This window comes from Amycolatopsis granulosa (genome assembly GCF_011758745.1).
Taxonomy (GTDB): Bacteria; Actinomycetota; Actinomycetes; order Mycobacteriales; family Pseudonocardiaceae; genus Amycolatopsis_E; species Amycolatopsis_E granulosa.
Map to the genome: position 1 here is coordinate 3287958 of NZ_JAANOV010000001.1, position 24550 is coordinate 3312507.

Annotated in this window: 16 protein-coding genes and 1 pseudogene; 3 read left to right on the forward strand and 14 right to left on the reverse strand. The window is 72.8% G+C overall.

The features are described 5' to 3' along the window. Positions 1-7 precede the first annotated feature (7 nt). The 7 genes and pseudogenes from FHX45_RS16025 to FHX45_RS16050 all read right to left on the reverse strand — a co-directional run bounded on the left by FHX45_RS16025 (position 8) and on the right by FHX45_RS16050 (position 14285). Positions 8-1792, reverse strand: a complete 1785-nt coding sequence (locus FHX45_RS16025) for a hypothetical protein (protein WP_167102086.1) — start codon at positions 1790-1792, stop codon at positions 8-10. Further along, complete coding sequence (locus FHX45_RS16030; RefSeq protein WP_167102089.1) at positions 1759-3879, reverse strand: ADP-ribosylglycohydrolase family protein; 2121 nt, start codon at positions 3877-3879, stop codon at positions 1759-1761. Before FHX45_RS16030 ends, FHX45_RS16025 begins: the two co-directional genes overlap by 34 nt. Beyond that, positions 3879-5360: a TNT domain-containing protein gene (locus FHX45_RS28630; RefSeq protein WP_341771654.1), complete on the reverse strand. Its 1482-nt coding sequence runs from the start codon at positions 5358-5360 to the stop codon at positions 3879-3881. Before FHX45_RS28630 ends, FHX45_RS16030 begins: the two co-directional genes overlap by 1 nt. A gap of 1869 nt (positions 5361-7229) precedes the next feature. Then, positions 7230-12077 (reverse strand): annotated as a pseudogene (locus tag FHX45_RS28635) (WXG100-like domain-containing protein); the annotation flags it as partial. A 3-nt stretch (positions 12078-12080) separates the two neighbouring features. Next, a complete protein-coding gene (locus FHX45_RS16040) occupies positions 12081-12410 on the reverse strand; it encodes a WXG100 family type VII secretion target (protein ID WP_167102095.1) in 330 nt (109 codons plus the stop codon). Continuing rightward, on the reverse strand, positions 12407-12991 hold the full coding sequence (locus tag FHX45_RS16045) for a YbaB/EbfC family nucleoid-associated protein (protein ID WP_167102098.1): 585 nt from the start codon (positions 12989-12991) through the stop codon (positions 12407-12409). Before FHX45_RS16045 ends, FHX45_RS16040 begins: the two co-directional genes overlap by 4 nt. A 55-nt stretch (positions 12992-13046) precedes the next feature. Next, positions 13047-14285 carry an MFS transporter gene (locus tag FHX45_RS16050; protein ID WP_167109044.1) on the reverse strand — a complete coding sequence of 413 codons (1239 nt, stop codon included), beginning with the start codon at positions 14283-14285 and terminating at the stop codon, positions 13047-13049. A gap of 294 nt (positions 14286-14579) precedes the next feature. Between FHX45_RS16050 and FHX45_RS16055 the strand changes: the two genes are divergently transcribed. Beyond that, complete coding sequence (locus FHX45_RS16055; protein WP_167102101.1) at positions 14580-15152, forward strand: YqgE/AlgH family protein; 573 nt, start codon at positions 14580-14582, stop codon at positions 15150-15152. A gap of 6 nt (positions 15153-15158) precedes the next feature. On the opposite strand, the gene FHX45_RS16060 is transcribed toward FHX45_RS16055, so the two are convergent. Beyond that, a complete protein-coding gene (locus FHX45_RS16060) occupies positions 15159-15563 on the reverse strand; it encodes an SdpI family protein (RefSeq protein WP_167102104.1) in 405 nt (134 codons plus the stop codon). Positions 15564-15629: 66 nt separating this feature from the next. Between FHX45_RS16060 and FHX45_RS16065 the strand changes: the two genes are divergently transcribed. Continuing rightward, positions 15630-16709, forward strand: coding sequence for an esterase-like activity of phytase family protein (locus FHX45_RS16065; RefSeq protein ID WP_167102107.1), 1080 nt, complete (start codon positions 15630-15632; stop codon positions 16707-16709). Between the two features lie 34 nt (positions 16710-16743). Further along, positions 16744-19593 (forward strand): leucine--tRNA ligase, encoded by a 2850-nt coding sequence (gene leuS / locus FHX45_RS16070; protein WP_167102110.1) that lies wholly within the window; start codon positions 16744-16746, stop codon positions 19591-19593. Here leuS and FHX45_RS16075 read toward each other — a convergent pair. The 6 genes from FHX45_RS16075 to FHX45_RS16100 all read right to left on the reverse strand — a co-directional run bounded on the left by FHX45_RS16075 (position 19590) and on the right by FHX45_RS16100 (position 24442). Then, complete coding sequence (locus FHX45_RS16075; protein ID WP_167102112.1) at positions 19590-20339, reverse strand: TetR/AcrR family transcriptional regulator; 750 nt, start codon at positions 20337-20339, stop codon at positions 19590-19592. The genes leuS and FHX45_RS16075 overlap by 4 nt on opposite strands. Before the next feature lie 250 nt (positions 20340-20589). Continuing rightward, positions 20590-20802 (reverse strand): hypothetical protein, encoded by a 213-nt coding sequence (locus tag FHX45_RS16080; protein ID WP_167102116.1) that lies wholly within the window; start codon positions 20800-20802, stop codon positions 20590-20592. Between the two features lie 16 nt (positions 20803-20818). Then, the gene (locus FHX45_RS16085) at positions 20819-21442 is read right to left on the reverse strand and encodes a DUF1707 SHOCT-like domain-containing protein (RefSeq protein ID WP_167102119.1); all 624 of its coding nucleotides are present in this window, start codon (positions 21440-21442) and stop codon (positions 20819-20821) included. Positions 21443-21489: 47 nt separating this feature from the next. Then, the gene (locus FHX45_RS16090) at positions 21490-22134 is read right to left on the reverse strand and encodes a response regulator (RefSeq protein WP_167109046.1); all 645 of its coding nucleotides are present in this window, start codon (positions 22132-22134) and stop codon (positions 21490-21492) included. Then, positions 22131-23267, reverse strand: coding sequence for a MacS family sensor histidine kinase (gene macS, locus FHX45_RS16095; RefSeq protein WP_167102122.1), 1137 nt, complete (start codon positions 23265-23267; stop codon positions 22131-22133). The genes FHX45_RS16090 and macS overlap by 4 nt, the downstream gene beginning before the upstream one ends. After that, positions 23264-24442: an AI-2E family transporter gene (locus FHX45_RS16100; RefSeq protein WP_167102125.1), complete on the reverse strand. Its 1179-nt coding sequence runs from the start codon at positions 24440-24442 to the stop codon at positions 23264-23266. Before FHX45_RS16100 ends, macS begins: the two co-directional genes overlap by 4 nt. Between the last annotated feature and the right edge of the window lie 108 nt (positions 24443-24550).

Here is a 24550-nt window from a genome sequence, read left to right on the forward strand (position 1 = left end):
GCCAAACTCAGCCAGGCGGGTAGCGCCGGACCCACGCCTCCTGCAGCGACTTGTTCCGGGCGACGCCGTACAGGTTGAAGTACAGGTAGACGTCGTTGGCGATGTTGTCCAGCAGGCCCAGCGGCCCCAGTGCGCCGACCAGGCCGGCGGGGAGGCCGGGCACACCGACGCGGGCGCCGATCAGCGCGCCCGTGAGCGCGGCCGCGAGCGGCGGGTCGGCGGACTGGGATGCGGCGACCTGGATGGCCAGGGCCGGGTCGTAGTGCCGCTTGGTCGCGGCGAACACGGCGCGCGCGGCCACCGCGAGCGGACTCGCCGGATCGCCGAGCGTCTCGATCTGCTCGGCGTCCGGGATGTCCCGGCCGTCGCGCAGCGCGAGCACGATCGCGGCGATCTCGTCGAACGGCGCCTGCCGCGCCTCCCGCAGGTCGGCCAGCACCGCGTGGAACGGCCACGGCACCTCGCTGCGGGTCAGCAGCTTGCTGAGCACTCGCACGAGCAGCTCGACGGCGGTGCTGTTCTCGCCGTCGGCGCCGGTGAGCGCCCCGGCCACCGCCCGCTGGTACGGCGGGCCGGTGGTTTCGAGCTCCAACCCGGCCGTCATGGTCGCGGCGAGCGCGGCGGTCAGCGCGTTCGGCGGCGCCTCCGGACCGGGCCCGAGCGCCACCGAGAGCCAGCTGTCCGGCTTCGGCGCGGCCGGGAACCCGGCGGGCACCTCTCCCGTGACGTTCATGAACGGCAGGCCGCGCAACACGGTCTCGGTGTGCCGCAGCATCTGCCGCGTCATCGGTCCGGTCACGTCGCCGGTGCCGAGGGCGAGGCACTCGCCGATGGCGAACCCGGTGTAGGCGCCGGCGACGCGGTGCCAGGCGAACAGTCCCGACGGCGTGCCGGTGTCGTGGAACTTGCCCAGCGTCCACGGGCGCGGGTCGGGCCTGCCGCTGTCGTCGTAGTGCTGGACGAGGCCGTTCGCGGCGAGGTCGGCGGGCCACTCGACCGGCCGCCCGGCGTGGCGCAGCCGCAGGTTGCCCACCCACCGGGCGTATCCGCGGGCGTAGCGCTCGCACTCGCCGGCGTCGAGCTCGTAGCCGTTCTGCCGCGACCAGGTCGCGGCCGTTTCGAGCCGCCGCGCGACGAGACCGGGTTCGAGGTCGAACTCGGCCCCGAGGCGGGCGGCGAGTCCGGTGATGCGCGGGGAGACCTCGGGCGCGGTTTCGTCGACGAAGCGATCCGGGTTCCGGTCGGCGGCGCGGACCTCGTCGGCCAGGTCGACGGTCATCGCCAGCACGTGCCCGGAGTCCAGGTCCAGCAGGGTCTCCCCCGCCTCCGGCCGCAACAGGTCCCGGGGCCGGATCCGCCGCCACCGGCGCACGCCGGGCGGGACGGTGGCCGTCGAGGTGTAGGCGGGCACGGCGATCCGGTCGTCGGGGGTGCGGTGGCGGGCGGGCGCGCCGTCGTCGTCGAGCGGGACGAGGACTTCGCAGTCGAGCAGCTGCCGCCGCAGGGTCGCGTCGTCGATCCAGCCGACCCGGCGCATCCCGGTCAGCTTCGCCGTGGGCGTGGTGCCTGGCGGCAGCCCGCGCCACACCGGCCCGGGCACGTGCGCGGGGTTCTCCCGGACGTTGCCCGTCGGCTGCTCGCGCTCGTCGACCTCGATCCATCGCACGATCGCCGCTTCCGGGGTGCCGAGACCCGGGAACTCGTCGCGCCGGAACTCCTCGTCCAGCACGGCCTTCCAGTCGGTGAAGCGCTGCACCGTCACGGCCGGATCGCCGGATAGCGCCGAAGCCATCGCTGCTGTTCCTCCCCCTCCGGGATCCCGTCGAACCTGCGGGCCACGTCGGTGACGACCCGCTCGATCAGCGGACGCAGCTCCAGCTGGTCCACCCATTGCCGCGGCAGGCCGGGCACGCCGTTGCGTGCCCCGAGCAACGTGCCCGCGACGGCACCGGTCAGCGCGCTGCGCCCGGAGTGGTTCACCGCACGCAGCAGCGCGACCTCCGGGTTGTTCTCGAACCCGGTCACCGCCGCGAGGGCGCGACCCAGGACGGACGGCGTGTCCAGGCCGTCGCCGATCGCCTCCGGGTCGGGGATGCGGTACATGCCCCGCTCCGGGATCGCGATCACCGACTGTTCGGCCAGCTCGCGCACCGCGTCCCAGCGCGGCCCCTCCCGGTCCCGCAGCACCGGCCCCACCGACACCCACAGCGCCGGGCTGAAATGGCGTTCCAGCGACCGTTCGAGCAGCAGACCGAGGAACACGGCGAACGTCAGGTCGCTCTCGTCCGACCCGGGCAGCGCCGCGAAGGCCCGCACCGCGGCCTCGGACGCACCGAAGGGCACCTCACCCGGGCCGCCGACGGTGAGCACGCCGGGCAGGGCGCCGAGCAGCACCGCCGGGCCCGAGCGCAGGTCGGCCGGGTCGGGGTCACGCACGGCGTGCAGCTCGCTCAGCTGCGGCAGCCACCCCGCGACGTCCGGTACCGGCTCGCCCTGCGTGTGCCGCCACCGGGCGGTCGCCTCGGGCACCGCGTCCACGCCGCCGCGCAGGACCGCCTCGGTGAGGAACAGCAGCCGCTGGGTGAGCGGCCCGGCCTGCCCGGGCGCGGAGAACGCCGGGACCAGGTCGGTCAGTTGGTCCGGCCCGTGCGCGCGCACGATTTCCTCCCGGCTGAGCCGGTCCACCGGCACACCGAGCGCCTCGCCCAGCGCGAACCCCACGTACGCGCCGAGCAGCCGCTGCCAGCTGAAGTTGGTGTCCTGCCCGACCTCGGCGAACTTGCCGAACGAATCCACCCGCAGCGCGGGCCTGCCGTCGTCGTCGTACCCCGGGGCCAGGCCGAACGCGCTCGGGTCGTGCGGCGGCCGCGGTGGCAGCGCCATGCTCATGCGCCGCACCCACGATCGTCCGGTGACCACCCGGTAGCACTCGTCGGTGGTGAGCTCGAAGCCGTGGGCACGCGCGCTGTCGCCCGCGTCGACGGGCAGCGGCACCGGCTCGGGCAGGCCGATCCGGGCCGCGGTGCCGGCGGCCCAGCGCCGCAGCTCCGCGGAGCCCTCCACGCACTCGCCGGTGACCTCGATCTTGTCGCCGTGGCGCGGGAACTCCGCGTGCGCCGCGCGGATCTCCTCGGTGGTCACCTCGACCGGCAGCTGCCACGGGCCGTGGATGATCAGGTCGGCTTCCGGCACGTGGTCGAGGAGCGTGACGGGGTCCAGCAAGAACCATTCGCGGCTGCCCGGCGGGAAGAAGCGCGACGACGTCCACAGCTCGACCGTCCGGCGGCCGTCCCGGACCGACTGGTGCCGCACGTGTCCGTCGGCCAGCGGCACCAGTACGCTCTCCTCGAGCAACCCGATGACGAACTTCCGCTGGTCGAGCCACCCGACGTGGCGGAACTCGACGAGCTGGTCCAGCGTGGTCCACGGCATCGGGTAACCCCGGCGGCCCGGGCCGGTGCGGTACTCCGGGTTGGGCCGGGTATCGCCGGTTTCGGTGCCGTCCGGCAGGTAACGCCGCCAGCCCATGACCGCCGCGAGCGGCACGCCGAGACGGCCCAGGCCGGCGCCCGCGTACTCGGGGTCGACCAGCTCGGCCCAGTGGTCGCGGCCGGGGTACTGGGCGGGGATGCTCAGCCCGCCGCTGACCGGCGAAGCGTGCCGCAGGTCGCCCTCCGGGGCACGGACGATGAGGGCCGGTGGCGGGACGATCCGCTCGCCGGGGTCGCCGCGGTCGAGGTAGCCGGTCGAGTTGTAGGGGACGTACCAGCCTTCCGGGCGCCGGACGAGATTGGCGTGATCGACGCGCAGGTCCGCACCCGGCCCGTGTACCTCGCGCAGCCACCCCTCGACCAGCGCGACCGCTTCTGCCGCTTCCACTACTCGATCCTTTCCAGGCTTCCGTCGGCCAGGTGCTCGCTCAGCGGTTTCGGCAGGACGTACGCGACGCCACCGCCGGGCAGGTTCGCCCAGGGGATCGCGATGCCGAGCACGACCGCGAGGGTGCGCCGGAGCCGGTAGCGCCGCTCCGCGCGATCCCGCTCGATGGGCAGCGAGGTCGCCGGGAAGCGGGTCTCGTCGTGGTGGACCAGGTTGCCGCTCTCGTCGCCGAAGCGCAGCACGACCGTCGCCGCGGGCAGGCGGACGACGCGCTTGTTGCGCAGCAGGGTCAGCGGCGGTTCGCCGTCGGCGGGCTGGATCGGCCAGTCCGCGAGCTCGGCGGAGGTCTCCAGCGGTGTCTCGGCTCCGCCGGTCATCCGTGCCGGGTGCAGCAACAGGGCGCCGAGCAGGTGTTGCACAGCGTCCTCGGCCCGCTCGAAGTACTGCGGGCGCACCGGCACGTCACCGGCGTAGCGGGCGACCTCCCAGCCGCGGTCGGTCGGGTTCAGGCACCACGCGCCGTCGGCACGCGAGGCCAGCCGGTAGGCGGCGGGCCAGACGCCGTGCTCGGCGAGCCGGTGCGCCAGCACCACCAGCAGAGCAGCGTCCTCCAGTGCCGGATCGGTGCTCGTTTCCAGTTCGGCCGCGATGTCCCCGCTGGTCGGCAATGCGTCGGCGGGATCGGCCCTGGGCCGGGACCGGCCGAGCAGATCAGCCGCCGCCGTGCGCCGAGTCAACTTGTCGACATAGGGTGGCTGGAAGTCCTGGCCCCGGATGTGCGCCAGGAAGTCCGGCTCCGGTGGCGTGCCGTACTTGCGCAGGTAGTGCGGCACCGACGCGTGCCAGATCCACGTGCCGTCGGTGTGGTAGCTCTCCGGCACGTCGGACTCGCTGCCGCCGCTGAAGATGTCCGGGCCGAGACCGCTGCCGACCAGCACCGCGGGCTGGCTTTCCAGGTACCGCAGGAGCGCGGGGACCTCGTCCTCGGGCACCGGCGGACGTCCCAGCACCGGGGCGCCGTCGTCGCCGGAGTCAACCACCCTGGCGTGCCGGAACGTGGTGGCCAGCGGCAAACCGGCGGCGCGACGCCACCAGTCCGGCAGGTGCTCCGGGGCACGGGGAAACGCTTCCAGCTCTGCCTCGAGCGCGGCGCACAGGTCGTCCGGCGGCGTCTGCCACCACGGCCGGGCGGTGGTGCTGACGTCCAGGTCGAACTCGCCCGACGGGTGCAGCGCGTACCGGGCCTGGAGCCAGGCGCCCGCGCCCGGCTCGGACATCGCCCGCCGCAGCTCGCCGAACGCCGTGATCAGCTCGCCCGCCGCCGGGTAGGTGTGTCCGGAACCGCGGGCGAACGCGATCGGCTCCAGCTCCGCGTGGTCACCGATCTGGCGGAAGTGCAGCTCGATGCGTTCCCATCCGGCCGGTGCGTCGGCGCGGGCGAGCGTGCCGATGCGCACGAGCAACGGGCGATACGGCTCCATGGTTGCCGTTGCCTCCCCGGGCCTGTCCGTACTGCCGCTCACTGTAGCCAGCTCACGCGAGGATGGAGGTGCACGGGAACCCGCGGGCTGCGCCGCCCACATGCCGAACGTGCGCCGCTGCACGGAAGCGATGAACGACTCCTCCTGCGTGGTCAACGCCCGGCTCTGCTCCTCGGCCTGCGTGCGGATGCCCTCGATGGTGGCGTAGAGCGCGAACACCGGGCCCTCACCGCGCAGGTAGAACGCGCGCTCGCGCTCGGTCTCCGCGATGAACTCCGCCTCGGTCAGCGCGCGGAAGTGCGACGGCAGCTCGTCCTGGAGGACCTTCTCCAGGTGCGCGCCGTTCTCCTCGAACTCGCCGGTGCGCACGTTGAGCAGATAGCCGGTGAGGTTGCCGTCGCCGTCCCGGTCGACCCGGTAGGTCTTGTTGAAGCACTTGAAGTACTGCGGCGTCGGCACTTCGGTGGGCTCCTCCGCGAGGGGCTGCTCGGGGCCGTCGAGCTTGCGGTGCCTGCCCTCACGGCTCGGACCGCCGGGTGCGGGCATCCCGGGCAGCGGCGGCATCACGGGCATCAAGGGCATCACGCTGACCGCGCCGACCGTGCCGTCGGAGGTGCGGACCTGCAGGTCCAGACCGCCCCCGTGGGCGAGGCGGTCCTCGGTGGACAGGACCTCCACGCCCGGTGCCGCGGCCAGCTGGGTGGCTGCCTGGTAGGCGTCGTCGGCGCTGCCGACCTGGAGGCCGGCCTTGGCGAGACCGGTCAGCCGGGAGGCGTCGCCGTCGAACCCGGCGAGGTTCTGCCGCAGGTCCGCCCAGCTGGGCGACGTCGCGGGGACGGCCGTGCCACCGACTGCCTGGGCGATGGGCCCAAGCGCGGAGTCCAGCTGCCGCCGGGCCGTGGCGGCCTGGTCGAGCCGGTCGTGCAGGTAGGCGTCGGAGTAGCCGGGGTCGGCCGCACGGGAGTGGTCGAACCCGGGCTGGACCGCCTCGCCGGCACCGGTGCCCAGCCCCGGAGCGCCGCCGGTGCTGCCCGGCGCGGAGCCGGGCGGCTGCGGCTCGTGCGGTTGCGCGGGCTGGTCGCCGGGAGCGAGCCCGGGGACGTGGTCCGGGAACCGCGGCATCGGCAGCTGCTCGTCCCACGCCTCCTGCACCACCGGGATCGCGTCCGGGTAGGTGATCAGGTTGACGAGGACACCCAGGTTCGTCAGCAGCAGGTGCCGGAAGCCCGGGTTGTTGTCGACGGCGTCCCGCAGCTCGGGGTGTTCGTCGAGCAGCCGCTGGAAGGCGTCCTCGATGCGCATGGTCCGGCCCCCCACGACGACGGTGTCGTCCTCGGGCGGCAGCCGGTCGGCGGTGCGGGGCCGGTCCGGTTCGGACGGTCGCTCCGGCCGCGGGGCGCCGTCGTCCGGAACATCCGCGGCCCGGCCGGGTGCCGGGGGCGGCTGGGGCGGCATTGGCGGGTGCGGCGGCACCGGTGGTTGCGGCGGATGCGGCGGATGCGGGGGCACCGGCGCGTGCGGGGGCACCGGCAGCTGCTGAGCGTGGTGCACCGGCGCGGTCGGCCCCGGGACGTCGGGGACGGTCGGGATGACGGAACCGTGCTGCACCGGCGTGGTCGGGTGCGGGGCTTCCGGGAACTGCTGCACCGGGGTTGTCGTGTGCGGAGCCTCCGGGAACTGCTGCACCGGCGTGGGCGGGGTCTGGACGTCCGGCGGGGGCGCCTGCGGCAACCTGAGGTTCAGCGTCCGGTGCTGGAGCGCCAGCTGCGGATTGGCCGCCTGCCCGTTGCTCTCCGCGAGCGACCAGAACGGCAGCAGGCTGATGTGCGTCGGTTTGTCCGGGAGGTGCATCAGCCCGCCGTTCTGCGGGTCGATGAACACCACGCCCTCGGGTGCGTTGACGGCGAGGGCGACGTGTGCGAGCTCGGACCCGTCGGATCCCTTGAACGACACGTAGATCACGCTGTGGGAACCGGGCGGCATCTCCGACACGCGTGCGATCGCGTTGTCGTAGCTGCCGATGCCGTGCACCCACTCGGCGCCGAGCTGGTCCTCCAACCACTTCATGCGGACGGCGGCGGTGCCGGGGATGTCCTTCGGCAGGACCGGGGTGGCCTGCGCGTCGATCCCCACCAGACGCTGCGCGTAGGCGACGACGCAACGCGTGCAGTTGTGCCAGAAGCCCATGTCCGTGGCGTTGATCAGGTTGCGGTTCGGGTTGACGTTCGGCAGCTCCGGGTGCCGGTCCGCGACGTAGGCGCGTTCGTGCACCCCGGCGGTTCCGGCGTGGATGGCCGGCAGGCTGTGCAGCGAAGACGTGCCGGCCAGGTTCGACCAGGGCGCGGGCTGCTTCCCCAGCTTCACCCCTTGGCCGGGCGCGTGCCCGGGGGGCTCCGGCTGGAGCGGCGCGTGCTGCTGGTAGGGGTTGTGCACCGGCGGTTGCTGGTGCGGCCCGGCGGACTGGACCGGGGGTGGCCCGAACTGGTTCGGCTGACCGTGCTGCGGGTGCGGTCCGCCCTGGTGGGGCGGGGGCTGCTGGTATCCATGTGTGGTGGCCGGGGGCTGGGCGCGGCGGAACGGATTCCACCCGGCCGGCGTCGGCCGCTCACCCTCCGGCCGGCTGCGGATCGCGTTGCCGTCGGCGGCCGTCCGGACCGGTTCGGTGCGTTCCGGGGCTCCTCCGAGCAGCTCCTGGATCCGGTTGCGGGCCGGTTCGGCGGCCGGGGTCGGCTCACTCCGGCTGGACAGCGGGGTGCCGTCGCCGGTGTGCGTGGGCATCAGGTGCACGCCGGACGGGTTCGGCGGCAGGTCGGCGAGCCGGTTCGTCATCGGGTCGACCAGCGCCACGCCGTGCTCGGTGTGGACCACGCTGAAGGCGCGCTGACCGTCCGGTGTGTCCACCGACAGCACGGCCCGCGACCCGACCGGCTGGCCGGCCACCTCGCGCACCGCGCTGTCGTAGTCCGGCAGCTGGTGGAACTCGCCGCCGAGCCGACGCGCCAGGTAGTCCCGGCCACGCGGATCGTCCAGCTTGGCCGGGCCGGCTTCGGCGGGAAGGCCCGCCATGCGGCGTTCGAACGCGACCACCGATTCGGCCGAGTTCGTCCGGTAGTGCGCCGGCATCCCGTCGGCGTAGTAGCCACGCACGTTGACGTCGGCGATTTCCGGCAGGTGCTCGCGCAGGAACCGCACTTCCTGGTGCGCGTTGCGGGTGGGCGCCGCCGGCCCGGTGGACTGAACGCTCGGGTCCACCGGGTCGGTGCTGCCCGCGTGGATGGCCGGCTCCCCGACGACGTCGGACGAGCGCCGGATATCGCCCCACCCGTTGCGCGGCTCGCCGAGCTTCCGCGGCTTCGGGGTGTCCACATCGGACCGTTCGCTGGACGTCGGCTCCGGTTCCGGCTCGTCGAGTCCGAACATGCGCGCGAAGTCGCGCCGGGCCGCGGCCTTCATCTCCGCCGCCTGCTGGTCGGCCACGGCGCGGTTGTGTTCCATCTGCTGCTTGGCGGCGTCCGGCGGGAGGAAGCGCGGGTCGTCCGGGGTGATCTCCTCGAGCCGGATCACCCACTTCTTGCCGCCGCCCGGGGTCTCGACCTCGAACCGGTCCTTGACGACCAGCTGGGTGCCGGGCTTGTAGAGGACCTCGTGCTCGGCCTTGTTGGAGGCCAGCGACTCGATGTGCCGCCCGGTCCTGCCCTCGATGATCATCTCGACGTCGCCGGGCCACTTCGGACGGCCGAGATCGGGGCGGCTCGAGCTGAGGAACTGGGACTCGACGACGACCTTGCCGGGCTCGTACCGCGAGGCGACGATCGCCGCCGCCTCGCCCGAGACGTTGACACGGCGCACCGTCTCGCCCTGGTAGGGCGGCATCTCGTGCAGACCGGAGACCAGCGCCCGGATCTGCGGCAGGACCTCGCCGAGGTTGCGTCCGGTGCGCAGCGCCTCGTTGATCTCGTGGAAGACGGCGCTGGAGGTGTAGCTGTGCACGGCGTACGCGCCGTTGTCGGTCATGTGCCGCAGCGCCGCGTCCAGGTCGCGCATCGCCAGCGCTTCGAGGAACTCGTGCTCGTGCGTGAGCCGGCCTGTCCGCGCATCGACGATGCCGCTGGCGAGCTGCGCTTCGCCCAGGGCGTCGAAGTCGGCGCGGTTGTGCGTGCGGAACTCCGGGTCCGCGATGTACGGCTCGTCGACGGGACGGTCACGCCGCGGCGACGCGTCGTCGCTGTCCCGGTCCGTGCGGCTGTGTTCGGGAGCGGGCCCCTCGCCGGAGGGCACGTGCTCGCGTGGCGGGGTCGCGGTGTCCTGCGGCGGGTCGAACGGGCTGCGCTCGGGCGCGTGCTTCGGCGCGGGCTGCTCGGCGGGCCGGGCCGCCTCGGTTCGCGGTGTTTCGGTTCGCGGTGTTTCGGGGCCGGTCCGGTGGCTGGGCACCGGCTGCTCCGGCGGCCGCGCCAGCATCCAGCGCGGGTCGGCGGGCGCACCGGGACGGCCACCGTGCTGCTGGAACGGGTGCTGTGGGGAGGGCGCGCCGTACGGGTGCCCGCTCTGCGGGGGATGCCCCTGCACCGGTGGGCCCTGGCTCCAGCCCGCGTGCGGCGGGCGGCCCTGGACTGGACCACCCTGAACAGGGCCGCCCTGCACGGGACCGCCCTGCACGGGACCACCGTGCATCGGGCCGCCGTGACTGGGCGTGCCGTGGACGGGGCCGGGCTGTGGCGGCCGGCCTTGGAGGTGGCCGCCGTGCGGGGTGCTCTGTCCCCCAGCCCCGTGGGGCGGGCGCCCGTGCGACTGGCCGCCGTGCGCGGGTCCGCCCGATTGCGGCGGCCCACCCTGGGGCGAGCGGCCTTGCGGTGGACCGACCGGCCCACGCCCGACCGGCCCGGGCTGCGGACCACGCGGCGGCTGACCGCCCTGCACTGGGCCGCCCTGCACTGGGCCGCCCTGTAGGGGGCCCTGGGGACCGGCGCCGGGGTAACCCTGCACCGGCGCCGCGGGCGGCGGCTGTTGCTGCGGCGACTGCTGTCCCCGGTCACCGTGCTGGGACGGCGACGGCGCACCCCCGGCCGGGCCGAAGCCGCCCGGGGTGTGACCGGCGCTCACACCGTCCGGACGCGTCGTCGGGCCGCTCGGCCCGAACCCACTGCCCGGCGCCGCCGGGGGACCGCCCGCGGGAACGGGCATCCGGTCCGCCCGCTGCACGGGCGCACCGCCGGCGTCGGCGACCGGAGTACGCGGCGGTGGTCCTCCCGGCGATCCACCGGAGCCGACGGAAGCGCCACCGGACCCGGCGGAGGACCCGGTCCCACCGGCAGACGGCCCACCCGGCGAGCCCGCGCCGGCCCCGGCGGGACCAGCGGCCGAGCCGGAAGGCGCGCCACCCAGAGGTCCGGACGGCGGGCTGCCGGTCGTGGAACCGCTGACGGCGTGGCTCGAGGTGCCCGCGGGGCCTTGGGGCGCCGGGGCCGCGTCCACGGTGGATCGCGGCGCGTCGGCCACCGCCGCCGCCTGGCCGCTCACGTGGTCGTTCGCGAGCGCGTGCGACACCGATCCCGTGCCGTGGCCGGCGCCGGACATCACGGGCTCCCGGGCGGGCGGCCCGCCCGTTGCCGACCGCGAGCCCGCATCCGCCGAGTGCCCACCACCGGCGGACGAGCCGGTACCCGAGCCCGACGACGATCCCTCGGACGACCCACCGGAGTGCGTGGACGACGAACCGGCGTCCACCGGTGGCCCGTCGACCTTGATGTTGCCCGCCCGGATGTCGGCGTTGAAGCCCCGGATCTCCTTGATCTGGTCCTTCGCGCCGCCGGTGGCGCGGTCCACGGCTCCCGCGGACGCCCCCATCGCCACGTCCTTGGCCCTCAGCTGGTCGAGGTCCCCGGTGAGGGCGGCCTGCCCAACGGTCGTCGCGACGCCTTCCACCGCTCCGCGCACACCGTCACGCACCGCGCGGTCGGCGATCTGTCCCGCGATGCTGTCCTGCAGGCCCTTGGTCGCACCCTTCGGCACGGCGTGCCCGGCCGCCCCGGCGACACCGCCCGCCACACCACTGGCCAGCGCACCGGTGGTCTTGTCGACGTCCCAGTCGGACAGCTTGCGGTCGCCCTTGGCGACCTGCAGCCCCTGGATGCCCACGTCCAGCGCCAGGTTCATCCCGACGTTGATCAGGACGTCCTTGGCGACCCGCTTCAGCAGCTGCATCGCGACCTTGCGGAAGCCCTCCTGCAGCAGCTTCTGCACGAGCTGCTTGAAGACCATCTGCACGGTGACCCGGGTGGCCATCTGCGCGGGCACGATGCCCGCCGAGGAGACGCCGAACGTGACCACCGCGGCCGCGATCATCGCCGCGATCTGGATCGCCAGGATCACCAGCGAGGCGATGATCATGTACTTCGTGTACTCGACGTCGAGGGCCGTCGCGTCGGCCGATCGCGCCAGGGCCTCGCACGCCCCGGCCAGGTTGACGAAGTAGGCCTCGTCGCCGGTGACGAACTTGTCCCACATCTTCTGGAACTCGATCGCCGGCTGGCCGGTCCAGGTGCTCAGCGCCTCCGCCGCGGCGCCGTTGGCCTTGTCCACCACGGGCCCGAGCGCGTCCCGGGCCGCCAGCCACGCGTCGCGGACCTCACGCAGCTTGTCCTCATCGCCCTCCGGCCAGTGCTCGCCGACGACGATGGGCAGCAGCCACTTGACCTCGCTGGGGAACTCCATCCCCATGCGTCAGATCCGGCCCCGGCGCTTGATGACCTTCTCGGCTTCCTTGTGCGTGCCTTCGGTGGCGTCCGCGGCCGACTTGACGGTCTTCGCGACGCCCTTCAGCGCCTGGTCCAGACCGGTGAAGGCCGCTACGCAGTTCTTCGCCGCCGGCTCGTAGTCCTTCGCGAACGCCTGGCCGGACTCGTCGTGACCCCAGCAGGCTCCCTGCGCGGCGAGCGCGGCCTTCAGCGCCTCGCCCGCTTCCTTGAGCAGGTCGCCGGCGTGCGGGAACTTCCCCGCGCCGCGGCGGACCGTGTCCGGGTCCATGTCATGGCCGGTACCGGGTCCGGTCATCGGTCACCCCGCGTCATCCACGTCTCCGGCATCTCGTCGTCGTCGGTCGTTGGACGCGGCCGACGCGTCACCGGTTTCGGTGCGGGCGGAGCAGGTGGGGTGGCCGGGCGCAGGATCGGCCGGGATTCCGGGTCCTGGGCAGGCTCCGGCTCCCGCTCGGGGTCGAGGAAGTCCGGGATCTCCGGCATGAGACCGGCCAGCGACGGGGCGCCCTCGATGAACTCGGCAAGGTCGGGCAGATCCGCGGTGAGCGGCCGGAACAGCTCCGCCTGCTCCTGCTTGACCTGCAGCATCCCGCGCCGGACGAGGTCGCGGATCGTGCGGGCCAGCGCTTCCGGCCGGGTGCGGTCGAACGTGGTCGGCGCGAGGGTGAGGTCGGCGAGCGCGCCCTGGGCGTCGACGGTGACCTTGACCAGACCGTCCGGGGAGGACAGTTCCGCGGTCAGCTCGGACGCGGCTCGTTGCGCCTCACGCAACTGCGCGGTCTGCTGGTTGAACTTGTCCAGCAACTGGTCGACGGTCTCGCGCATCGCCGCGTTGCGGGCTTCCTTCTGCGCGCGGTCGTCCCCCGGGGTGCTCACGGGGCCACTCTAGTTGCCGGTCCTCGTCCGGCCGGAGCGATCACCGGAAACCGTTTCACTCGGTGCGCGAGCGGCGCGCGATGACCAGGTAACCGGTCGTGCCGAGCAGGTACACGACGGTGGCGGCGAGCAGCAGCGGCACCGACCGGCCGGTCAGCGGCACGACCGTCGCGGCGAGGGAGACGGCGATCACCTGCGTGATGTTGAGGAGCGTGTCGTAGAGCGAGAACACCCGGCCGCGGGCCTCGTCGGGCACGTCGTGCTGGATGGCGGAGTCCACGCAGAGCTTGACGACCTGCCCGGCCGAGCTGATGACGAACGACGCGACCAGCACCGTCGGCAGGGTCATCGGCAGGCCGAGCCCGGCCTGGGCGGCCGCGGCGAGCAGCAGCGCGCCGGGGATCGTCCGGCGCCGGCCGAGCCGGCGGACCAGCCGCGGCGTGAGGAGACCGGCGAGCAGGATGCCGGCGCCGGCCATCGCGGCGAGCTGGCCCAGCCCGGGCAGCCCGGCCTTGAGCAGGCCGAGGTCGGTGAAGCTGTACCGCAGCAGCAGCACCGTGAGCAGCAGCGAGATGCCGTAGGACGCGCGGTGCGCGAGCAGCGCCACGAACCCGGCGACGACGCTCGGCACCGCCAGGGCGGCCCGGGCGCCGTCGATCAGGCCGCGCGCCACCGCGAGGAGGGCGTCGCGTGGCTCGTCGACCGTGTCCGGCCCGAGGCGGCCGCGCGCGAACCGGCGGGCGATCGCGGCCGCGACCAGCGTGGGCAGCATCGCGGCGGCCGTCGTCCAGCCGGACCCGCTGTTCCCGGTGCCGATCAGCGCCCGCAGCCCGATCGCGGCGCCACCGCCGAGGACCGCGACCAGCGAGCCCAGCGTGGTCGCCAGCGCGTTGGCGGTGACCAGCCCGCCCGGCGGCACGACGTGCGGCAGGGACGCGGACAGCCCGGACCCGACGAACCGCGAGATGCCCTCGACGATCAGCGCGAGCACGAACAGTTCGATCCCGGACGAGCCGAACCCGACGGCGACGGCGGTCGCCACGATCGCGGTGCCGCGCAGCAGGTTGGCCACGATCAGCACGCGGCGGCGGTCCCAGCGGTCCAGCAGTGCGCCCGCGAACGGCCCGATCAGCGAGTACGGCAGCAGCAGGACGGCGAACCCGCCGGCGATGGTCAGCGGATCGGCGCCGCGCTCGGGGTTGAACAGCACCGCACCGGCCAGCCCGGCGCGGAACATGCCGTCGGAGAACTGCGCGCCGAAGCGGGTGAACAGCAGCGTCCGGAAGCCCGCCATCGCGAAGAACGCGCGGGGCGGGACCTTTTCGACCGACGGCTGCGCACTCGCTGTCACGGCTCACCAGCTTACGGTGCGGAGGGCGGGCGGCGAGGCCAAATCGGGGGCCGGCGCACTTGGTCGCCTCTCGGCGGCGTGGCGCAGTGTGGCTCCAGCCGGACGGTATTCCACAAAGGCTTTTCTCTAGTGGGCCCGGGGGACACGGAGTGCGCCGGCCACCTGGTTCAACGGGAGACGGCCGGGCCTTGTTCCCGGCGATGTGGCCTCGTTCCGCCGGAGTGAGATCATGGTGAGGTGCCAGCGGACGCCGAGGTTGAACCGGGATCGCTCCTGGTCGCCGCTCCTACGATGTTCGATCCCAACTTCCGCCGCACGGTGGTGTTCGTCATCGACCACCGGGAGGAGGGGACGCTCGGGGTCGTCCTGAACCGGCCGAGCGACGTGCCGGTGGACGACGTGCTGCCCAGCTGGGGACGGCACGTGGTGGAGCCGCAGTCGGTGTTCGTCGGCGGGCCGGTGGAGAAGAAGACGGCGTTGTGCCTGGCCGCGTTGCGTGCCGGGGAGACGGCGTCCGGGGTGCCGGGGCTGATCGGCGTGCGTGGCCCGGTGGCGCTGGTCGACCTGGACACCGATCCGGATGCGCTGGCGCCGAAGGTGCGTGGCCTGCGGGTGTTCGCCGGTTACGCGGGCTGGGACTCCGGTCAGCTGGCGGGCGAGATCGAACGCGGTGACTGGCTCATCGTGCCGGCGCTGCCCGGCGACGTGCTGGCCGCGCCGGAGCGTGATCTGTGGGGTCAGGTGCTCCGCCGTCAAGGTGTTCCGACGGCGTTGCTGGCCACCCATCCCGGTGATCTGCAGCGGAACTGAGCGGACTCAGGCGCGCTGCACCGCGCATCCGCCGCACGCACAACCCGCACAGCCGGCCGGCACGGTGGGCGCGGGCGGCGGCACGGCCGCGGCGGCGCGGTGACCGAGCACACCACCGCCGGCGACCAGGGCGAACATGCCGGCCAGCCCGATCACGGTGGCGACCAGGACACCCGCGGTCCCCGGCATGAACAGGCCGGCGAGACCGGCGGCGACCCCGACCACCCCGGCCACCATCGTGGGCAGCCCGGCGACCCGGTTCGCGAGCCGGAACGCCTCGTCGGAGCGCAGCGTGGCGACAGTGCGCACCCCGGCGCCGCGGTCGCGCGGCAGCTTCTCCCGCCAGCCGAGCAGACCGCCCCAGCCGACGACGACACCGAGCACCAGAGGAATGAGCGCGACTACCAGCACGAGGTCGAGGATAGGCGTGATGTTCGCGCTAGCGGCTGGACACCCGGGTCCGGTGTGCTGCACGCCATGCTGAAGCGACTCGCGACCGGCGCGCTCGCCGGATGTCTTCTCCTGTCCGTCGCTCCCGCCGCGCACGCGTCCGCCACGCCGGTGCGCTTCCTCGGGGAACGGATCGTCCCGCACGCGCTCGCTGTCGGGAACTACCCGGTCGGCGAGCTGTCGAGCATCGACTACGACCCACGGACCGGGGAGTACGTGTTCATCGCCGACGACACCGCCGAGGGGCCCGCGCGGTTCTTCACCGCGAAGGTCCCGCTGGGCTCCGCGGGTGTCGGGCCGGTCTCGTTCACCGGCGCCGGGCTCTTCCGGCAGCCCGACGGGAGCACCTACCCGGAGGGCTCGGTCGACCCCGAGGAGATGCGGGTCGACCCGGTCACCGGCGCCTACTTCTGGAGCCAGGAGGGCGAGCGCAGCGCGACCGTGCTCGCCGACCCGTCGATCCGGGTGGCCCGCCGGGACGGCGGGTACGTGCGGGACCTGCCGATCCCGGACGACGAGCGGATGCGACCGGAGTCGGGGCCGCGGCGGAACCTGGTGCTCGAGGGGCTCACCTTCGCCGCGGGCGGCACGCTCGTGGTCAGCTCGCTGGAGGGGCCGCTGCTGCAGGACGGCCCGGTCGCCACGGCCGAGCACGGCGCGCTGTCCCGGATCACCGTGCAGACCCGCGGCGGCACCATCCTCGCGCAATACGCCTATCCGCAGGAGCCCGTCTTCGCGCCCGACGCGGGCGGCGGCACCGGTGTCTCCTCGATCCTCGCCGCCGACCCCCTCGACCCCAGCCGCTACCTGGTCATGGAGCGGGCGTTCGTGCCCGGCGTGGGTGACAAGGTGCGGATCTACCGGATCGACACCCGCGGCGCGACCGATGTCCTGCACACGCCGTCCCTGGTGGGCGCGCAGGTCCGGCCGGTGCGCAAGGAGCTGTTGCTCGACCTGGACGACTACCCGTTGTCCAAGGTCGACAACGTCGAGGGGATGACCTGGGGCCCGCGGCTGCCCAGCGGTGAGCGGACGCTGGTCCTGGTGAGCGACGACAACTTCTCGCCGAACCAGATCACGCAGGTCATCGCATTCGCGGTGCGCTGAGAACCCGCAGGCCGGGCCCGCTTACCATGGGCGGGTGAGTGAAGCAATCGAGGAAACGCCCGGCCACCGGTACAACGCCGACCTGGCCGGTCGGGTCGAGCTGCGCTGGCAGAACTACTGGGCCGATCACGGCACCTTCCACGCACCGAACCCGGCCGGCTCGCTCGCGACCGGCGAAGGCGTTCCCTCGGACAAGCTCTTCGTGCAGGACATGTTCCCCTACCCGTCGGGGGCCGGACTGCACGTGGGACACCCACTGGGCTTCATCGCGACCGACGTCTACGCCCGCTACCACCGCATGATCGGGCGCAACGTCCTGCACACCATGGGCTTCGACGCGTTCGGCCTGCCCGCCGAGCAGTACGCGGTGCAGACGGGCCAGCACCCGCGCAAGACCACCGAGCAGAACATGGAGACCTACCTGCGGCAGATCCGCAGGCTGGGCCTCGGCCACGACGAGCGCCGCCGGATCGCGACGATCGATCCGGACTACTACAAGTGGACGCAGTGGATCTTCCTGCGCATCTACCACTCCTTCTACGACGAGAAACAGGGCAAGGCGCGCCCGATCGAGGAGCTGGAAGCCGAGTTCGCGCGGGGTGAACGCGCCACGCCGGACGGGCGCGCGTGGGACGAGCTGAGCCGCGCGGAGCGGTTGGCGGTGCTGGACGAGTACCGGCTCGCCTACATCTCGGAGGCGCCGGTGAACTGGTGCCCCGGCCTGGGCACCGTGCTGTCCAACGAGGAGGTCACGCCGGACGGCCGCAGCGAGCGCGGCAACTTCCCGGTGTTCCGCCGCAACCTGCGGCAGTGGATGATGCGCATCACCGCCTACGCCGACCGGCTGGTGGACGACCTGGACCGCCTGGACTGGCCGGAGAAGGTCAAGGCGATGCAGCGCAACTGGATCGGCCGGTCGCACGGTGCGCGCGTCTCGTTCGCCGCCGGCGAGCACACCATCGAGGTCTTCACCACCCGGCCGGACACCCTGTTCGGCGCCACCTACATGGTTCTGGCGCCCGAGCACCCGCTGGTCGACGAGCTGACCGCGGCGCAGTGGCCGTCCGGAGTGGACGAGCGGTGGACCGGTGGCGCCACCACCCCGGCCGAGGCCGTCGCCGCCTACCGCCGCGCCGCGGCCCGGAAGTCCGAACTGGACCGCCAGGAGAGCAAGGACAAGACGGGCGTCTTCGTCGGCTCGTACGCGGTGAACCCGGTCAACGGCAAGCAGATCCCGGTTTTCATCGCCGACTACGTGCTGATGGGTTACGGCACCGGCGCGATCATGGCGGTGCCGGCGCAGGACCAGCGCGACTGGGACTTCGCGGAGAAGTTCGGCCTGGAGATCGTGCGCACCGTCCAGCCCACCGAGGGCTTCGACGGCAAGGCGTACACCGGTGACGGCGTGGCGATCAACTCGCGCCAGGAGAACGGGCTCAGCCTGGACGGGCTGACCGTCGACGACGCGAAGAAGACGATCATCGCCTGGCTGGAGGAGAACGGCCACGGCACCGGCACGGTGCAGTACAAGCTGCGCGACTGGCTGTTCTCCCGGCAGCGGTACTGGGGCGAGCCGTTCCCGATCGTGTACGACGAGCACGGCCAGGCACACGCGATCCCGGAGAGCATGCTGCCGGTCGAGCTGCCCGAGGTGGACGACTACTCGCCGCGCACCTTCGACCCGGAGGACGCCGACACCGAGCCGTCGCCGCCGCTGTCCCGGGCGAGTGACTGGGTCGAGGTGACGCTGGACCTGGGCGACGGCCCGAAGACCTACCGCCGCGACACCAACACGATGCCCAACTGGGCCGGATCGTGCTGGTACCAGCTGCGCTACATCGACCCGGACAACGCGGAGCGGTTCGTCGACGCGGGCAACGAGCAGTACTGGATGGGCCCGCGCCCGGCCGAGCACGGCGTGCACGACCCGGGGGGTGTGGACCTCTACGTCGGCGGGGTCGAGCACGCCGTGCTGCACCTGCTGTACGCGCGCTTCTGGCAGAAGGTGCTGTTCGACCTGGGTTACGTCAGCGCCGAGGAGCCGTACCGGCGGCTGTTCAACCAGGGTTACATCCAGGCGTACGCCTACACCGACGAGCGCGGCTTCTACGTCCCGGCCGAGGAGGTGGAGGAGCGCGACGGCAAGTTCTTCCACCAGGGCAAGGAAGTCCGGCAAGAGTACGGGAAGATGGGCAAGAGCCTGAAGAACGTGGTCACGCCCGACCAGATGGCGGCGGACTACGGGGCCGACACCTTCCGGTTCTACGAGATGTCCATGGGCCCGCTGGCCGACTCCCGGCCGTGGGCGACGAAGGACGTCGTCGGTGCCCACCGGTTCCTGCAGCGCGTGTGGCGGCTGGTGGTCTCGGAGCAGACCGGCGAGCTGCGCGTGTCCGCGGACGAGCCCACCGACGCCGACCGGCGGATGCTGCACCGGACCATCGCCGGTGTCCGCGACGACTACTCGGGCCTGCGGTTCAACACGGCGGGTGCGAAGCTGATCGAGTACAACAACCACCTGACCAAGGTCTACGGCGGTGCCGAGTCGACCCCGCGGGAACTGGTCGAGCCGTTGGTGCTGATGCTGGCGCCGCTGTGCCCGCACATCGCGGAGGAGCTGTGGCACCGGCTGGGCCACGAGGGTTCCCTGGTGCACGGCCCGTTCCCCGTCGCCGACGAGAAGTACCTGGTCGAGGACACGGTGGAGTACCCGATCCAGGTCAACGGCAAGGTCCGGGCGCGGATCCAGGTGCCTGCCGGCGCCGGCAAGGACGCGGTCGAGGCCGCGGCGCTGGCCGACGAGAAGATCGTGGCGCTGCTGGATGGCGGCACCCCGCGCAAGGTCATCGTCGTGCCGGGCCGCCTGGTGAACGTGGTGCTCTAGGTCCAGGGCGTGTCCAGGCCGATCTCGCGCGCGAGGTCGGCCAGGAGCGCGTCGAACACGGCGTCCGGCTTGGACATCGGGATCGGGTAGTTGCCGAACACCTCCAGCGTCACGTGCCCGTAGAGCCGCGCCCAGAACTGGATCATCACGTACGTGGTGCTCAGGTCGAGCTTCTCCGGGGGGAAGCCGACACCGGACTCGGCGAGCACGGCCAGCAGTTCGTCCTGGAACGCTGTGAGGTCGTCGTGCAGTTCGACGGGCACCGACTCGGCCGGGGGGATCTCCAGCTGGAAGTTGGCGAGCAGGTGGCCCGCGGCGGTGAGGAAGATCCGGCCGAACGGCTCGTTCACCCGGTTCAGCGTCGCCACGCTGCCGGCCGCGGAGCCGACCTCCCCCGTCGGCGAGGCGAACACCAGGGTGAATTCCTTGGTGTGCGTCAGCGCCCAGCGCCGGAAGCCGCGGCAGATGGCGAACAGCTGCACCGCCCCGTCGTCGGGCAGCCCGGACAGTTCCTCGGCGAGTTCGGCGGCCAGGTCGGCGACGACATCGAGGCGGAGGTGCTCGACCAGGTCGTCGCGGGAGCCGTAGTACCGGTACAGGGCGGGTGCCGTGATGCCGAGTTCACGGGCGATGGCCCGCAGTGTCACGGCTTCCGGTCCGCGCTCGACGAGGAGCTTGCGCGCGGTGCGGCGGATGTCCTGGTCGGTCGCCGCACGCTCGCGACCCCGCCGGGTCGGCTTGTCCATTCCGGCATTCTAGAAGGTCAGCGGGGTGATCCGGGGGTGATCGGGCGCCGCCGGTACCGATCGCTCGGGGGGCTACGCGATCGGTACCAGCGACCCGATGCCCGGCTTCCGGTACCGGACGACAGGTGGGAGCCCGCGTAACCCCCTCGCGGGACGTCCCGATCCGGAAAATGCCCCGCGCGGGGGAACTTCTCGGACGCTCACCTTAGTGTCGCACTATTCGCCCCAGAAGTTACACGGAACTTCACGTTCACCCGGAGAAGAATGCTGGGACGGCCTTCGAGGTCGTGGCGCCGGGCGGGGAGAACTCGATCCCGGCCCCCAGGGCGAACCCGGCCCTGGAACCGTCTGACGTGGACGGCGTGCTGGGCCGGGCGAAGGTGTGGTCGCGGCGGAGCGGCTGCAAGCGCTTGCGGGCGAGGTGACCGTCGAGGGCGAGCCGACGGCGCGTGGCGGGAACCACCCGGGCGGGCGGAACCCTAGTGCGCGAAGAAGCCGCGCCGCGGATGGCGGATCACCAGGGAACCGCCGTGCAGGCGGCCCGCGAACACCAGCCGCGGGTTGCCCGGCCGGCCGTCGGACCCCGTCTTGTCCTGCAGCGACCCGTACTTGATCTCGGTGATCGCGTTCAGGTCCACCGCCGCGTGTTCGGGGATGACCACCTCGACCGAGCTCCACTTGGAGTCCAGCTCGATGTGCACCACCGGGCTGGTCACCTGCGCCTCGGTGAAGTCGAGCTTGGTCGAACCGTAGCGGCTGCGCACGACCACCTCGCCCGGCACCAGCCAGTGCCCGTTGCGCACCAGCGCGGAGTACTTCGCGCCGAGCTCGAGCCGCCGGCCCGGCACGTGGGCGACGGCCGGGGCGGGCGCACCCGCGTACGCCTCGGGGTGCACCAGCCCGGGCAGGTCGGCGAGCACCGTGTTCAGCTCTCCCCTGGTCCGCGCCTTCAGGGCGGTGTCGGTGCGCTCGGTGAACTCGTCGAGGTCGATCATGCCGCGGCCGATCGCCTTCTGCAGCACCTCGACGACGTGCTCACGCTCCCCGTCCGAGACCCGCAGGTCACGGGGGTGCAACGGCGTTGTTCCGGTCTCCTCGCCCATGCTCCCAGGCTAAGCCGGTGCATCCCTTAGGGAATCCGGGAAAACCCCTAGTCTTTGTCGAGCCCGTGCTCGATCGCGTACCGTGCCAGTTCGACCCGGTTGTGCAGTTGCAGCTTCCGCAGCGTCGACTGCACGTGGTTCTCCACCGTGCGGGGCGACAGCACCAGCCGTTCGGCGATCTGCCGCGAGGTCAGGCCCTTGGCGACCAGCCGCAGCACGTCCGTCTCCCGCTCGGTGAGCCGCGGCGGCGCCACCCCGCCCGCCGGTGCCTCCGCCATCCGCCGGTACTCGCCCAGCACCAGGCCGGCCAGCCCGGGCGTGAACACCGGGTCGCCCTCGGCGGTCCGGCGGACCGCGTCGACGAGCTCCGCCACCGACGCGGACTTCACCAGGTAGCCGGACGCGCCGGCCTTCACCGCTTCCAGCACGTCGCTGTGCTCGCCGCTGGCCGACAGCACCAGCACCCGCGTGTCCGGCAGCGACGTGGTGATCTCGCGCGTCGCGTCCACGCCGGAGGTGCTGCCCAGGTTCATGTCCATCAGCACGACGTCGGGCCGCACGGTCGTCGCGATGCGTACCGCCGCCGCGGCGTCCGGCGCCGTCGCCCGCACGTCGAACCCGTTCTCGGTGAGGTCGCGTGCCACGCCGTCCCGCCAGATCGGGTGGTCGTCGACCACCATCACGCTGATCATGTCCTCGGCACCCGGATCTCCCATTCCGTCCCCTGCCCTGGCCCGGTCTCCAGGGAGATCGTGCCACCGAGCGCGGCCACGCGTCCCCGCATCGAGCGAACCACCCCCATCCGGCCCTCACCCTCGGCGGCGGCGAGCCGTCCCTCGGGGATGCCCGGACCGTCGTCCCGCACGGTCACCACGACCTCGCCGCCCAGGTCCTCCAGCAGCACCCACGCCTTGGCGGCCGCCCCGGCGTGCTTGTCGACGTTGGACAGCGCCTCGCGGACGACGGCGACCAGCTCGGCGGTCTTCTCCGCGGGCAGGTTCACCTCCCCGGCGGGAGCCGCGACCTGCACCTTCGAGGATCCGAGCAGCTGCAACGCGGCCCGCAGACCGGTCTCGCCGGTGTGGTGCCGCGCCGGACCGGTGGTGACCAGCGCGCGCAGCGCGATCTCCTGCTCCCCGGCCAGCTCGGCGAGCTCGGCCGCCTCCCCGCCCAGCTCGGCGCCGCGCCGGCGAACCCGCGCGAGCACCTGCAGCACGCTGTCGTGGATGTCCCGCGCCAGCCGTTCCCGCTCGGCGTTGGCGGCCTCGGTGCGCAGCGCCTCGGCGAGCGTGGCCGCCGACTTCCGCGCGGTCGTCGCGCTCATCCCGATCAGCAGCCCGCTCGCGACGAGCAGCACACCGTCGCGCGCGACGTCCAGCGTGAACCCGTGCCGGGCGATCCCGGTCGCCGCCGAGACCACCAGTCCCGCGGCGACGCCCCCGAGGCCGCCGAAACGGGTGCCCGCGGCGACCGGGGCGCCGGCCACCCACACCGTCGTGATCAGCGGGGCCACCGCGGTGTTCTGCTGCGCGGTCAGGATCCACGGCGAGGTGAGCATCAGCCCGCAGGTGATCAGCACGTCGGCCAGGACGAACCAGCGCCACCGCCACCGCAGGTCTTCACGCGCGTAGACCAGGCCGGTCGCGACCGTCCACAGTGTCATCGCGCCGAGCACGGCCCAGGCCAGCCAGGGCCGCTGGTAGCCGGAGCTGTGCACGATCACCGCGCCGAGGGCGAACAGCAGCGTGACCACGCGCAGCCCGATCGTGCCCCACCACAGCGGGGTGGCCGGTTCGCGCGCGGTGGGCCCGAACCGGCGGCTCACTTCTTGCCCGGGGCGCCGGGTTCCTCGTCGTCGCCGTCCCGATCGGCGTTGGGCACGGCCTCGATGTCGTGCAGCACGTCGACCTCCGCCGGGTTCGGATCGACCTCGTGCAGCAGCGACCGCACCCCGGCGTTGACGATCGACATCAGCGGCACGGCGAGCAGCGCGCCCGGGATGCCGTAGACCACCAGGCCGGCGGCGATGCCGAGCACCACGGCCAGCGGGTGCAGCTTCACCGCCCGGCCGAGCAGCAGCGGCTGCAGGATGTGGCTCTCCAGCTGCATCACCGCGATCAGGATGGCCAGCACGATCAGCGCGGTCACGAACCCCTTGGTGACCAGCGCGACGAGCACGGCGACCGCACCGGTGATCACCGCGCCGAAAATCGGGATGAAGGCACCCAGGAACACCAGCGTGGACAGCGGAATCGCGAGCGGCACGCCGAGGATCGCCAGCCCGATGCCCACGCCGACGGCGTCCACCACCGCGACCGCGGCGGTGGCCCGGACGAACGCGACGAGCGAGGCGAATCCGCGGCGGCCGGCCACGTCCACGCGCTGCCGGACCCGGCTCGGGACGCCCAGCATCAGCCAGTCCCAGATCCGGTCGCCGCCGGCGAGGAAGAAGATCGTGACGAACAGCGTCAGCACGAAGCCGGTGAGGATCTCCCCGACCGTGGTAGCGGTGGTGAGCGCGCTGTTGGTGAACGCGGCCTGGTTGTTCTGCAGGAAGCTGATCGAGTTGTCGATGAACTGCTGGATCTGCTCCTGCTTGAGGTGCAGGTCGTTGATCAGGAAGTTCTTGATCTGGTTCAGGCTGTTGTTGACCTGGCTGGTCAGCGCGGGCAGGCCGTCGGTGACCTGCGTTATGACGAAGGTGAGCAGCCCGCCCAGCACCGCGAGCCCGCCGATCAGCACGATCGCGGTCGCCAGCCCGCGCGGCACCTTCACCCGCACCAGCCGCGCCACCGCCGGGGCGAGCAGCGCCGCGAGCAGCAGTGCGATCGCCACCGGGATCACCACGACCGACAGGTAGGCCAGCAGGCGCAGGATCAGGTACGCGGCGGCCGCCACGACCAGGAACCGCCAGCCGAACGCGGCGCTCACCCGCAGGCCACGCGGGACGACCGAGTCGTCGCTGAGAAATCCGTACTTCGGAGGCTGCGGCTCGCTCACGGGTCCAGCCTATCGACCCGGACGAACACGGCAGGGCCAGCGCCGCTGAGTGCGCTGCCTGTCCGGCGCGTCACCCGATCGGCGCATGAACAGTGATCGGATAAGCAC